Raw genomic sequence first — 13,924 nt, 5'->3', positions numbered from 1 at the left:
ATTTTAATTTCAGAATATAAACTATTTATAAATATCTAAGGAACCCTCATGAGTGACTACAAAGACACCTTAAACCTTCCAAAAACCTCTTTCTCAATGAAAGGCAACCTGGCAAATAAAGAACCTATGATTCTTAACAAGTGGGAAAAACAAGGTATTTACAGAAAAATCAGAGAACATTTTGCTGGTCGAGATAAGTTTGTATTACATGATGGTCCTCCATACGCTAATGGAAGTATACACGTTGGACATGCTGTTAATAAGATTCTGAAAGATATAATTGTCAAATCAAAAACACTAAGTGGGTATGATGCCCCTTATATCCCAACATGGGATTGTCACGGCCTGCCCATAGAGCTACAAGTAGAGAAAAAGCACGGTAAAGCCGGACAAAAAATATCTGAAAATGCATTTAGAAAAGAATGTCGTAAATATGCAAAAAAACAAGTGGAAATACAAAAGAAAGATTTCAAGAGATTAGGTGTATTAGGTGAGTGGGATAACCCCTACCTGACTATGGACTTTAATTATGAAGCCAACATGATTAGAACATTAGCAAAGATTATTGAAAATGGTCATTTAAGTAAAGGTTTTAAGCCTGTACATTGGTGCACTGACTGTGGATCAGCACTTGCAGAAGCAGAAGTAGAATACATGGACAAAGTTTCTCCAGCCATTGATGTAAAGTTCAAAATTAAAGACAAAGCGAAGCTTGCTAAAGCCTTTGGTCTTGAGTCACTAAATCATGATGCTTTTGCAGTTATTTGGACAACCACTCCATGGACGTTACCAGCGAACCAAGCCATAGCTGTTCACAACGAACTTAACTATAGTCTAATCAAAGTTGAAGACTCATACATCATACTAGCTGAGAACCTTGTTGAGCAGACTATCAAGAGGTATGCAATCGAAAATGCTCAGGTTATAGCTAATACAAACGGCAACAAGCTAACAGGAATCATAGCAGAACACCCTTTCTATAGTCGTCATGTACCAATTTTACACGGAGACCATGTAACAGATGATTCTGGTACAGGTATGGTTCACACAGCTCCAACTCACGGTGTCGAGGATTTTGCATTAGGCGTACAACATGATTTATCTATGGAAATTTTTGTAAAAGGCAACGGTTGTTATAGTGAAAATACTAAGCTCTTTGCCGGAGAATTTGTCTTTAAGGCCAACGACAGAATCATTGAGCTCTTAGGTGAAAAGAAGCGCTTAATGAATTTTGACAAAATTAAACATAGCTATCCTCATTGCTGGCGTCATAAGACTCCTTTGATATTTAGAGCCACACCTCAATGGTTCGTTAGTATGGAAAAAGAAGGTTTGCGTGAAAAAGCTATTGAGGCAATCAAAGAAACTAGCTGGGCTCCTAGCTGGGGACAAGCCCGTATAGAGGGTATGATTAAAGATAGACCAGATTGGTGTATATCTCGTCAAAGAACTTGGGGTGTACCATTACCTCTATTTATTCACAAAGATACTGAAGAATTACACCCTAACACTATCGAAATACTTGACAAAGTAGCTCAAAAGATAGAAGCAGGTGGTATTGAAGCGTGGTTTAATGCAGACGATAGTGAATTCATATCTGAAACAGATACATACAAGCGCGTAAAAGATACTTTGGATGTATGGTTTGACTCTGGCTCATCAAGTATGTGCATTTTAGATATAGACAAAAGTTTAAGCTACCCGGCTGATTTATATTTAGAAGGTTCTGATCAACATCGTGGCTGGTTCCAAACATCTCTATTAGTAGCTATGTCTGCTAAAGGTAGCCAACCATATAAAGAAGTTTTCACTCATGGTTTTGTAGTTGATGAACATGGACGCAAAATGTCCAAGTCTCTAGGCAATGTAACTTCACCTCAAGATATTTACAACACTCTAGGTGCAGATATACTTCGTCTATGGACAGCATCTACTGATTACAAGAGCGAAATGGCTGTTTCCGATCAGATTCTAAAAAGAACTGCTGACACTTATCGTAGATTACGCAATACTGCTAGATTCTTATTATCAAACTTAGAAGGCTTTAATCCAGAAACAGATATTATTGAGTTTGACAAACTAGTCAAGTTAGATCAGTGGGCAATAGCCAAAACAAAAGAATTCCAGGACAAAATAACTGAAGCTTACGACAAATATCAAACTCATACTGTAGCCCAGTTGATTCATCACTTCTGCTCTATTGAAATGGGTAGCTTCTATCTAGATATCATCAAAGATAGACAATACACTGCAAAAGCAGATGGCCATCCACGTAAATCAGCCCAAACTGCCATATATCATATAGTACATGCTCTAGTAAGATGGATGTCTCCTATACTTTCATATACAGCTGATGAAATTTGGGAGGCTACTCCAAAGACTACTGACCTACCTATTCAACTTTGTGAGTGGTATACTGATCTAAAATCATTTAATAACCAAGATGAGTTAAATCTAGAATTCTGGGCAAAAATTCAAGAAATACGCTCAGAAGTTAATAGAATACTTGAGATTAAAAGAAATGAAGATGTAATTAAAGCATCATTAGAAGCAGAAATTATCATCTATGCAGATAATGATAATTATAAACTTTTAGAGAAGCTTGGTAATGAGCTTAGATTTTTACTGATATCATCAAAAGCGAGTCTGAGAGCTATTGAGGAAAGAACAAATAACTCTATTGAATCAAATATCACAGGCCTAAATGTTGAAGTTAATAAGATTGAAGAACCTAAATGTGAAAGGTGTTGGCACCGTAGTGCCACTGTAGGTCAAAATCAAGAATATCAAGATATCTGTAGTCGCTGTATTGAAAATATTACTACTGAAGACGGAGAATCACGTGAGTTCGCTTAAATATAAGCTTAAATATTTTATAATAGCAATTGCTATTATAATTGCTGATTTATACACAAAATATTTGGCTAATACACAATTAGAATTTGCACAACCTGTAAAAGTGACTAGCTTCTTTAATTTTACTTTATTATACAACCATGGAGCTGCATTCAGCTTACTAAGCAATGATCAAACATCATGGCAAATGATTATGTTTGCCACTATTTCATTAATTGCTGCAATTGTGCTTGTATATTTGATAATCAAACAACCAACTAGTGCAAGACTTAACCTAATCTCATTCTCACTTATATTAGGAGGAGCTCTAGGTAACTTCTATGATAGAGCTTTTCAAGGTTATGTCATCGACTTCTTAGATTTTCATATCGGTAATTATCACTGGCCATCTTTTAATATAGCTGATTCAGCAATAACCTGTGGCGTAATACTTCTGATACTTGCTTCGTTATTTACCAAAAAATCATAGTGTTTTCTTATAGTCAGTATAGAACTGCCTAGCTTTAAACTCATTACCTCCGTAAGAAATACTATATACAGTTTGGCCCATTTTTGAATCCTGTTCCATAATAACCCCCATATACTTCATATCAGGAAGAGGCTTATTAAGTTCCGCGATAATAGTAGCCGTTTGAGGTAACTTCTCATTAATCATGATTGTATAACCGTTATCTTTAAGATACTCAATCAACTTCTTATACCTATCATTAAAATCCTTTCCATCCAGACGAATAACTTGATCTGGATAGTTCGCCACTAAAAATCTAGCTCCATCGATATCATTTGTATGCTTACTATAACTAACTTCTCTAGCTTTACTATACCTTGTTAACTTATCATAGTGATCAATATTGTCCTGAATATCTTCTTTTATAGTACAAGAAGCCATAGACAAACCCACTAAACTCAGCACAAATATTCTTTTATACATTTCAAACTCAAAACACGAGAATCCCAATAGATTAATTATAACTCTAAAACAGCTATTTTATAAGCTTTTGATATACACAAAAACAATATCATCAGCATGCTTTATTTATGTACAAAATATCCATACAATATAAAGAAAAAATTCTAAGATAACCATGTCTAAAGGTTCTACTACTAAAAAATGGATTCAAGAGCATACTTCTGATTACTATGTAGCTCAAGCTAATAAACTTGGCTATCGTAGTCGAGCAAGTTTTAAAATCCTTGAAATACAAGATAAATACAATTTATTTAAACAGAATATGTTTATAGTTGATCTTGGAGCTGCTCCAGGAGGCTGGTCAGAGCAAGTAATAAAATACATAGGGAATAAAGGTAAACTTATTGCTTTAGATTTGCTTGATATGACTCCAATTGCTGGAGTAGAATTTATTCAAGGTGATTTTTCAAGTGATGAAACTTACGATAAACTAATTCAACTCATCAATAATAGAAAAATTGACTGTGTAATATCTGATATGTCTCCTAATCTTAGTGGTAACAAAACTTCTGATCAAGCTAGATCTATCCACCTCCTTGAGCTGGCCTTAGACTTTGCCAATACTAATCTCAACAAAAACGGCTCATTTGTTGCAAAAGTATTTCAAGGTCAAGGTAGTGATGAGTATATTAAACTAGTGAGAGAATCTTTTAACAAAGTTGTACAGTTCAAACCTAAATCATCAAGACCCAAATCTAGAGAATTCTATATAGTGGCTGACGGATTTAAAGGGTAGATATTTTATTAAGATGATTCTTCACAGCTGAAATGTCCTCTAAACCAAATAAATAGTCCCTCCTAAAAAAATAAATATCATGAGATATAAGTACCAAAACATATCAATATAATTAAATGAAAAATACTAAACAGTTATTTATTTGCTTTATTGGAATTGTTCTAATAGCCTCTATTTTAAGAGCCCCTATTACATCAGTATCACCACTACTTACAAATATTGTAAATACAATTAATATTTCTCCAGTAACCGCCGGACTATTAGTTAGCCTACCATTACTAATTTTTGCAACATTATCTGTATTTATTTTTTCTTTTACAAAAAAACTCTCGTTGGAAACAAGCTTAATAGTATCTATAATATTGATAACTCTTGGTATATTAATACGCTCTCATATTAATATATATTCAATATTTTTAGGTACCATCATTATCGGTATTGGTATCACCATATCTAATGTTCTTATCCCAGTTTTTATAAAGAAAAAATTTCCAAACAATATACCCATTATGATATCCGTGTATGGATTAATGATGGGTCTAGGATCTTGGCTAACTATTAGTTTAATGATACCGATCATGCATCTAGCACAAAGACTCTCTTACTCAGACAATTCTGGCTTAACACTAGCACTATCAAGTGTTGCTATACTTGGTATAATAACTTTAATTATATGGCTACCTCAGCTTAAGAATAAAACCCTATTACCAAAAAATAATAACTCCACAAATCTCCATAGCCACATCTGGAAATCTAAGATCGCATGGCAAATAAGTATATTCTTATCATGTAGCGGTATACTTATGTACACTCTTTCCACATGGATTCCTTCCATTCTAGAAAGCAAAGGATACTCTATTCAGAATGCTGGTTATTTAGCAGGGTTATTTCAAATATCATCAAGCCTTCCTGTATTGATGATAACTCCTCTTATGAGAATATTAAAAAACAAAAATATTCTTACATTAGTATTTGCATTATGTAATTTTTTAGGAACTTTATTGCTTTTACTTAATGTATTTACTTTTATTGCAATTATAATGCTAGGAGTAGGAATTGGTGGTGCATTTATGGTCAGCTTAATATTGATAGGCATCAGAACTAGTAATACACAACTAGCTGCTGTCCTTTCTGGTAAATCTCAATCAATAGCCTATATATTAGCCGCTTTAGGTCCTATTATAACTGGGACATTCCATCAAATAACTTCTAGCTGGAGGTTACCTCTTATTATTTGTCTTTGTGTAACGGTTATTATGGTTATTTTTTCACTTTTTGTTGCAAATCCTGAAAAAATAAGCGTTGATGATATTTAAAAATTACTCTGACAATAGTCTTTAACATACCTTTTAGGAGAACATTTAAAAATCCTCTTAAAGAAAGTAACAAAAGTACTCGTCGATTCATACCCTAAGTACTCAGAAACCCAATTTACTGAATAACCTTCATATAATTTTTGTAGCGCTACAACAATATGCAATTGTTTTTTCCAATCACTAAAATTCATCCCTATATTTTTTTTGATTTTCCTTGCCAAAGTCTTACTACTAACAGAACATTCATAAGCCATATCAGATATATATTTATATTTTGTTGGTTTACTGAGCCATTGAAGAGCTACTTCTTGTAAAATCTTTTCTGAAGGTAAAGAAAAATTATAAAATGTTGGTAACATTTTTGATAATTGGTCAACTAAAACACTAGCTATTTTTTGATTTTCATAATTCAATTGGTCTAAAACTCTTTGTTGTGATAAGTATAGAATCAACTCTTTTATTAGAGGAGATATGTATAGCACACAAGCTTTCTTCGGCATATTAGCAAGCATTGACTTATCTACGAAAGCCATACACACTTCACCACCTTTTGTGATTAAATTACTATGATAAACATAACTAGGAATCCATAATGCACTGCCCAAAGGTACTGCCCAAATATTAGCCTCGACATTTGACTGAATAAGCCCCTTAGTTGGCAATATTAATTGAGCTTTAGAATGACTATGATATTCAGACTCCTCATCACAGTCTTTAACTTGAGATTTTCCTACAATTAAAGCATTTGGATAGTTTTCCGGATCAAAATCAGTAGTTAAAGTATCTTGCATAAGCATTTAACTGAATTCACAAAAGGGTTTAAGAGATTCTATTATTAAATCTAAATATCATGCTTCCATAACTCTAGCATCCTATTAGCAACTACCTTATTAGCTTTTGCTGTTGGATGACAATAATCCCAACACAAGTATTTTTCAGGATCACCAAGTATATCTATATCATACTGGATATTACCTAAAGAATCTGCACCTCCATAGCTATCAATACATGCATCAGTAACATTCTCAAACCCATATTTTCTTGGAGAATCAATACAATCGTTTAATAAGGTAAAGAAATCAAAAAGCTTAAGGTTAACATTTGGAAAAAGCATCTGTAAATCTGCAACACGATTTCTTAATAGTCCATTTTGCAAATTCACATTAGTCTTCAAATATGATTTAAAGAACTTACCAACCCAGTTAGAAAGATACTCTTTGTACCCCGGAGCTCTAGTCACATCAGGAATATTCCACAAGATTATATTTTTAGCTCCCATTTTTATGACTTTACGGACGATTTTACTCAAATCTCTTGCTACTCTGAACTTCGGCATCAAATTTATATATGGTATTTCATTATATACCATAAACATGAAGTTATTTGCTCCACCATTCACAATAACCAAATCATCATTAGCAAAACGACCTTCTTCATTCTCAAACCTAGCAACCTGATCAGATACTGAAAAAGAATGAAATTTTAATAGCGAAGAAGGATTGGCTCCATGAGTTAGAGCACCTCCAATAGCATAATTTTTATGCTTAATTTCCTGCGTTTTTTGGTCTTTAGCCAATATTTCAGCCAGTACCTCAGTCGAAACAAGACCATTTGAAAATCTTCCATTATGATATGGTTTACCCGGTATATCTAGTGTCTTCATAATATTACCATTATCTAAAAGGCTGTCCCCGAAGACTACAATTCTACCTATTTGTTGCATATCTAATCCTTATACTCAAAAAAATTAGCCATCCAATGGGCTATTATCAAACTATTATCCCTAATCCTCAAACTTTCTAAAGCATGATGAAACTCATTTTTTATATCATCTTGATATTCTTTTATAAGAGCATGATTATGCACTTTTAGCATCTCAGGGTGTGCTTGTATCCCCAAAACATGATTATTAATACAAAACATCTGTACCTTGCAGTAGTCACTTGTGCTTATTAGCTCTGCACCCTCAGGCAACTCGACTATCATATCCTGATGATAAAACAATAGGCTCAAATAATTATGAAATGGACTCATCCACGGTTTTTTTGTAAGAACTTCAACATTACGTACCCCTACAGCAAACCCCATAGGCCCTCTCTCGACTCTACCGCCTAAGGCTTGAGCCAAAATTTGATGTCCAAAACAGATACCTATAATTTTTTTGTTTTGCTGATAGAGATTCTTTATCTCTGTTTTTAGCTTAACTATCCATGAAAGGTTATCAAAAGCTGTAGCTTTACTGCCTGTAATAATAAAACCATCATATTCATCATAATTATCGGGATATTCTTGGATTGTCACATCATAAATATCAAAATCAACAACCACTGATAACTTAAAAAAAAGATTGGCAAACATATCAGGATAATTACCACCTGCAACTCCACGTCTATGCTCTGGAATGTGATCTGTTTGTAATATTGCTATTTTCATCTTATATTTACATTAGTTTATTAGTGCATCAAATAGTATTTTTTTAAACTCTTCTGTCATTTCAAAAGTATAGCTATGATTCTTAGAACCACCACGAGCACCTTTTATAGTTAAAAGATTACCATCCTTAGAGATGTTTTTGATATTTATCACATCAATTTTTTCACTATCTAGGACCTCAGCTTTACGCTTCCAGTTATCTCTATATCTAGTAATAGCACTACGATACGAGCCTGATATTTTATTTTCTAAAGCTTTCTTTACAAATTCTTCAGCCCCTTGAGGTATTTCTTCTGCGAACTTTTTAAGCTCATATAGAGTCCTTACATCCTCAATAATACCTTTATTTGATAATTCACGGATATTACCTTCTGCATCAGCTATTTTTAGACGCATCGATATCCAACTATTATCTCGACCTAAAACCTTAGCTATATCAGATTTTTTGACATTCTTATTTTCGATCAGATCTCTTAATGCATCTGCTTCTTCAAATGGTGATACATTCTCTCTTTGATCATTTTCTAAAAGCTGTAATAAGATAATACTTGCATCAGACTCTTCTTGCCTTACAATACATGGTATAGTTGTCAATCCCGCTTTTTGACTTGCTAAATATCTTCTCTCTCCAGCAATGATATGATGTGCTCCATCATTTTTTTTAGCAGTAACAATAATTGGCTGAATAACACCATTTTCTCGGATACTTTCCGCAAGAGAATCAATGTTTTTGAATGTCTTTCTTGGCTGATTAGCATCAGGTTTAACAAGATTCAAAGGTAATTCAAAAAGCTGACCCACTTTACTTGCTTGATCACTAAGCTCTTGTAGTTGCATAGCTCTGAGAATATCTTTTTTTTCTTGAGCTACTGCATCATGAACTTTAGAATTAGTTTTACGATTCATTAAAGAAACTTTCTTGGCCATTATTTTTCTTCCCCAAAAAACTCAACTATTTCTCTAGCTAATTTTTTAACTTGAATATGTACTTTGCTTTGCTTTGCATACTCACCCACATATACACCCTCAGCTTCAGCTTCTATAAACTTAACACTTTGAGATACATAAGCTTCAAAATAATTTCCATCCTCTTCAAAAAACTCTAGTAAACTCTTTGCCATATTCGATTGCATCTGCACTCTATTTGCAAAAAACTTGTATGGCTTTTCAGCTGTTAAAGCCAAATCCTTAGCCTCTATCAGACCTGATAAGTCCATTCCACTTGGAGAACATGGTATAACCACCAAGTCAGAGAGCAAAGCTGACTTTAGGGCTGCAGTTTGGAAATTAGGTGGAGTATCAATAACAACAAAGTCTAAGTTTTATTTTAATTCTATAACCTTTTCTCTTACATTCTTCTCGTCAAGGTTATAAACAAAATCACCAGCATCATTGTTTTTTGTCATCCACATGTATGCATCAGGTTTATCTTTATCCATATCAACTATAGCAACTTTATAGCCTTGCTCTTTTAGACCGCACGCAATATTAATTGCCGTTGTTGTTTTTCCCGAGCCACCTTTTTGTTGCAACAAAGACACAACTTTTGCACATTTTTGATTCATTTTTAAAAAACCTTAAAATATATAAATTAACTTATTATATAGAGTACTTAGGAAATTATAGTCTATATTTGCCTGCTATAAAACCAACTTTTATACATTAGCTATTGATAAGCTGAGTGTTTTCTTATATTTTATTAATTCATTCGCGAGTATTCGCAAAAATACTCTTTTTATACAAAATTATCTCAAAGGTTTAAAATGGCAAAAAATTTAGTAATTGTTGAGTCTCCTGCCAAAACGAAGACTATAAAAAAATATCTTGGCAACGATTTTGATATCTTGGCTTCATTTGGTCATGTTCGAGAAATACCCTCTAAAGATACATCAATTGATGTAAACGATAATTTTAAAATCAAATTTACAACAAGTGAAAAGAGCAAGAAACATTTAGATGCAATAAAAAAATCTGCAAAAAATGCAGAAAATATATATCTTGCTACCGATCCAGATAGAGAAGGAGAGGCCATATCCTGGCACGTACAAGAAGTACTTAAAAATGCACGTTTACTGAAGGATAAAAATGTTTATCGTGTTACATTTAATGAGATCACAAAATCAGCTGTAACGAATGCTATAGAAAATCCAAAAGAACTATCTATGGACTTAGTTAATGCTCAAAAAGCTCGTCAGGCATTAGACTTTCTTGTAGGATTTAACCTTTCACCTCTACTATGGCGTAAAATAACTAGTGGTTTATCTGCTGGAAGAGTTCAAAGCCCTGCTCTTAGAATGATAGTTGAACGTGAAATTGAACGTGAGAATTTCGTTAAAAAAGATTACTGGAGCTTGACTGCTGATACATTCAAGCAAAAACAAATTTTTGCAAATCTGACTGAGTTTGACGGCACTAAAGTTGAACAGTTCACTTTCACAGCAGAAAAAGATGCTGAAAATGCAAAAGCAACCATCACAAAAGATGCTAATGGTTTTTTGATAGTAGAAGGTATTACTGAGAAAAAAACTAGAAGAAACCCATACCCTCCATTTATAACATCAACATTGCAACAGGAAGCTTCAAAAAAGCTAGGCTTCACTGCAAAGAGAACAATGTCTACGGCTCAAAAGCTTTATGAAGGTATGGACTTAGGCAATGGCGAATCTGTTGGTCTTATCTCATATATGAGAACAGACTCAACCAACTTATCTAATGATGCCCTTAATGATATCAGAAGCTTCATTGAGTCTAAGTTTAATATGGATATGTTGCCATCTAAACCAAGAGTGTTTGGTAAAAAATCACAAAATGCTCAAGAGGCTCACGAAGCAATTCGTGTAACTTCTGCTAGTAGAACTCCTGAGTCTATGAAACCTTATTTGACTGCTGATGAATTTAAGTTATATAGCCTAATATATAACAGAACAATTGCTTGTCAGATGAAGCACGCAACATTGAATAGCACATCTGTTGATTTAATCACAGAAAATGAAAAACACAAGTTTAGAGTAACTGGTACCGTAATTGTCGATGCAGGATTCTTAAAAATCTACAATGTCGAAAAAGATGAAGATGAAAAAGAGTCTAATGATGAACAAACTTTACCAAAATTTGAAAAAGGTGAAAAAGTTCCTCTTAAAGATATTATAACCAAAGCTCATTCAACTGAACCTCCACCTCGATACACTGAAGCATCTCTAGTCAAAGCCTTAGAGAAGTATGGGATTGGTAGACCTTCGACTTATGCGACTATAATCTCAACACTCCAACAAAGAGACTATGTTGAAGTTGAAAAACGTCGTTTCATACCTACCGATAAAGGTCGTGTCGTAAATAAATTTTTAACAGAATATTTTAAAAAATATGTTGAATACTCTTATACTGCTGGCTTAGAAAAAGAATTAGATGAAATTGCGCATCATAAAAATGATTACCTTACCGTATTAAACAGCTTCTGGAAACCTTTCATTGAGAGAATTAACAAAATTGCTGAAGATGTATCTCGTAAAGATGTAGTCCAAGAAGAGCTTGATGAAGACTGTCCTGAATGTGGTAGCAAACTATCATCTCGCTTAGGCAAAAATGGTAGATTTATAGGCTGTACAAACTACCCAACCTGTAAATATACTCGTCGTGTCGACAGTGACGGCAAAGAAATAGAAAAAGAAGAACCTACTGTTGTCGAAGATAGAAAGTGCCCAGAGTGCGGATCAGATTTACATATCAAGCAAGGACGTTATGGTAAATTTATTGGTTGCTCAAACTATCCAACTTGTAAGCACATGGAGCCACTTGAGAAGCCAAAAGATACAGGCGTAGTGTGTCCAAAATGCAATAAAAATAATATTGTTGAGAAAAAATCTCGTAAAGGCAAAGTCTTTTATGCTTGTTCTGGTTTCCCTAAATGTAAAAATGCTTACTGGTATCCTCCAATAAAAGAAGAATGTCCAAAATGCAAATCACCAATACTTCTACATAAAACAACTAAAAAAGACGGTGAACAAAAAGCATGTCCTAATCCAGAATGTGATTATGCTGTACCATGGGAAGAAAACAAATAATAACATTTTGCTATCTAAAAATTTCTATTTAAACATTAGTAACCGATACATCCCAGATACTAAGCTTCTCTAGTATCTTTAAAGTTTATAAACTAAAAGTTAAAATTTGCATCTGCCATTTTAGAATGACTAGCTCATATCCACATAGGTGGGAAAATAAGAGGTAATACTGTTATACAAAATATACTAGCAACAACAGGTAAACCAACCAACAAATAATGCTTATATGAAATCATACCATCTATTTTTTGAACCTGCTTACTAAATATTGATAAGCAAAAGCCAAATACAAACACACAACCAAAGAGCCCTAATGATGTCTTAAACATAGCATTCAACATACCATCTATCATTCCAGCTGTTAGCATCATCACAAACATACAGTGATAAGGATTGATACAAATATCTATACGTTTTTTAAGTAAATTCTTAACCACTGTAATAATAACTATAATCGCAGCAATAAAGGCTGGGACCCCCCACTGTGACCATATTTCTAATAGTAAATTATGTGGATACCCATCAGGTCTTTTTGTAATTGCTAAATAATTCCATTGCCCAACCCCAGTAAAAGGATGCTCAACCCCAACCCAAAAAGCTTCATTCCAAAGAGGGATCCTACCACTAAACCCACCTCGAATAAGATCAGCAGAAGATTTAATATTAGTGTTATCAACAGCTGATATAAAATGAGTATAAAATAACTCTAGCAATCCACTACAAAATAAAGTTAAACAGAATACTATAAATGTAATTTTGAAATACTTACGAGCAAAGACAAAAAGCAAAGGCATTATAACCAAGTACTCTGCAAATATAGTCCTAAAAGCATGGTTAATCAGCACATACCATGCAATTGTTAAAGCTATAAACGACCCTACTTTATAAATAGGCCTTAGGTTAATAAACCATGGTAAAAGCAATAAAGGAATAAACCAGCTAAAGTAATTATCTAAAAACCTTGGATTTAGACAGTTATATATAAATAATAAAACTTTTTGTATATTACCAGCAGCTACTGATCCATATATTGAATAATTAGCTAACGACAACTGCAGAAATAATGCTCCTCCAAAGAATATCAATGAAAGTAAAATAATTACATAAAAATACTGTATACTCTTTAGGTTATCTTTGATGTAACTAGCTATAAATAATATACAAATAAATTGCAGAAATGTTACGCTAACACCTTTGAATGCAATCGATGGAGAAATTGCAAAAGCTGAGGATATAACACCAAGTACAAAAAACATACAAATCGCATATCTTACTATACTACTAAAGCTCATAAATGTTTGTATAAGCTTATAGAAGGTCTGCTTATTTAGCAAAATAGCTGCACTAGCTGTACAAAGTGTATAGAAAAAAATATAGTATCTATAAAGAAACAAATGAAGGTTAGCTGTAAAAGTATCATTAAAATAGCCGGTAATCTTACCTCCAGATGATACGGGCACTAAATTCAAAGGTATATATTTCATAAATGGCATTAAAAACACACAAAATATTGAAATAGTAAGAAAATAAAATATACAATCATCAAAGTTTA

General features: G+C 33.3%; 11 protein-coding genes and 1 pseudogene. 5 read left to right on the top strand and 7 right to left on the bottom strand.

Annotated elements, in window-relative coordinates; genetic code table 11:
- The first annotated feature begins 48 nt into the window (after nt 1-48).
- A complete protein-coding gene (gene ileS / locus F3D59_RS02500) occupies nt 49-2,856 on the top strand; it encodes an isoleucine--tRNA ligase (protein WP_150463656.1) in 2,808 nt (935 codons plus the stop codon).
- Entirely contained in the window at nt 2,843-3,325 is a 483-nt protein-coding gene (gene lspA / locus F3D59_RS02495) for a signal peptidase II (protein ID WP_150463655.1), read from the top strand. Before ileS ends, lspA begins: the two co-directional genes overlap by 14 nt.
- Here the strand turns inward: lspA and F3D59_RS02490 are convergent.
- Nucleotides 3,320-3,787: a hypothetical protein gene (locus F3D59_RS02490; RefSeq protein ID WP_041263596.1), complete on the bottom strand. Its 468-nt coding sequence runs from the start codon at nt 3,785-3,787 to the stop codon at nt 3,320-3,322. The two genes, lspA and F3D59_RS02490, sit on opposite strands and share 6 nt — an antisense overlap.
- Nucleotides 3,788-3,941: 154 nt before the next feature.
- Between F3D59_RS02490 and F3D59_RS02485 the strand changes: the two genes are divergently transcribed.
- Together F3D59_RS02485 and F3D59_RS02480 are read left to right on the top strand one after the other, a co-directional pair.
- Nucleotides 3,942-4,562 (top strand): RlmE family RNA methyltransferase, encoded by a 621-nt coding sequence (locus F3D59_RS02485; protein WP_150463654.1) that lies wholly within the window; start codon nt 3,942-3,944, stop codon nt 4,560-4,562.
- 116 nt (nt 4,563-4,678) lie between these two features.
- Nucleotides 4,679-5,878, top strand: coding sequence for an MFS transporter (locus tag F3D59_RS02480; protein WP_150463653.1), 1,200 nt, complete (start codon nt 4,679-4,681; stop codon nt 5,876-5,878).
- On the opposite strand, the gene F3D59_RS02475 is transcribed toward F3D59_RS02480, so the two are convergent.
- The 5 genes and pseudogenes from F3D59_RS02475 to F3D59_RS02455 form a co-directional block, all read right to left on the bottom strand.
- On the bottom strand, nt 5,875-6,675 hold the full coding sequence (locus F3D59_RS02475) for an AraC family transcriptional regulator (protein WP_224721133.1): 801 nt from the start codon (nt 6,673-6,675) through the stop codon (nt 5,875-5,877). The genes F3D59_RS02480 and F3D59_RS02475 overlap by 4 nt on opposite strands.
- Nucleotides 6,676-6,719: 44 nt before the next feature.
- On the bottom strand, nt 6,720-7,601 hold the full coding sequence (locus F3D59_RS02470) for an SGNH/GDSL hydrolase family protein (RefSeq protein WP_150463652.1): 882 nt from the start codon (nt 7,599-7,601) through the stop codon (nt 6,720-6,722).
- A 2-nt stretch (nt 7,602-7,603) separates the two neighbouring features.
- On the bottom strand, nt 7,604-8,311 hold the full coding sequence (locus tag F3D59_RS02465) for a glutamine amidotransferase-related protein (RefSeq protein WP_013922225.1): 708 nt from the start codon (nt 8,309-8,311) through the stop codon (nt 7,604-7,606).
- Nucleotides 8,312-8,323: 12 nt separating this feature from the next.
- Nucleotides 8,324-9,238: a ParB/RepB/Spo0J family partition protein gene (locus F3D59_RS02460; RefSeq protein ID WP_150463651.1), complete on the bottom strand. Its 915-nt coding sequence runs from the start codon at nt 9,236-9,238 to the stop codon at nt 8,324-8,326.
- Nucleotides 9,238-9,876, bottom strand: a pseudogene (locus tag F3D59_RS02455) (AAA family ATPase). The gene F3D59_RS02460 and the pseudogene F3D59_RS02455 overlap by 1 nt, the downstream one beginning before the upstream one ends.
- A 198-nt stretch (nt 9,877-10,074) precedes the next feature.
- Here F3D59_RS02455 and topA point away from each other — a divergent pair.
- A complete protein-coding gene (gene topA, locus F3D59_RS02450; RefSeq protein ID WP_150463650.1) occupies nt 10,075-12,372 on the top strand; it encodes a type I DNA topoisomerase in 2,298 nt (765 codons plus the stop codon).
- A 134-nt stretch (nt 12,373-12,506) separates the two neighbouring features.
- On the opposite strand, the gene F3D59_RS02445 is transcribed toward topA, so the two are convergent.
- Nucleotides 12,507-13,865, bottom strand: coding sequence for an O-antigen ligase family protein (locus F3D59_RS02445; protein ID WP_150463684.1), 1,359 nt, complete (start codon nt 13,863-13,865; stop codon nt 12,507-12,509).
- Between the last annotated feature and the right edge of the window lie 59 nt (nt 13,866-13,924).

This window comes from Francisella sp. XLW-1 (assembly GCF_008711455.1).
Classification (GTDB): domain Bacteria; phylum Pseudomonadota; class Gammaproteobacteria; order Francisellales; family Francisellaceae; genus Francisella; species Francisella salimarina.
Note: the sequence above shows the minus strand (reverse complement) of the source record. Positions and strands in the feature narration are given on the sequence as shown.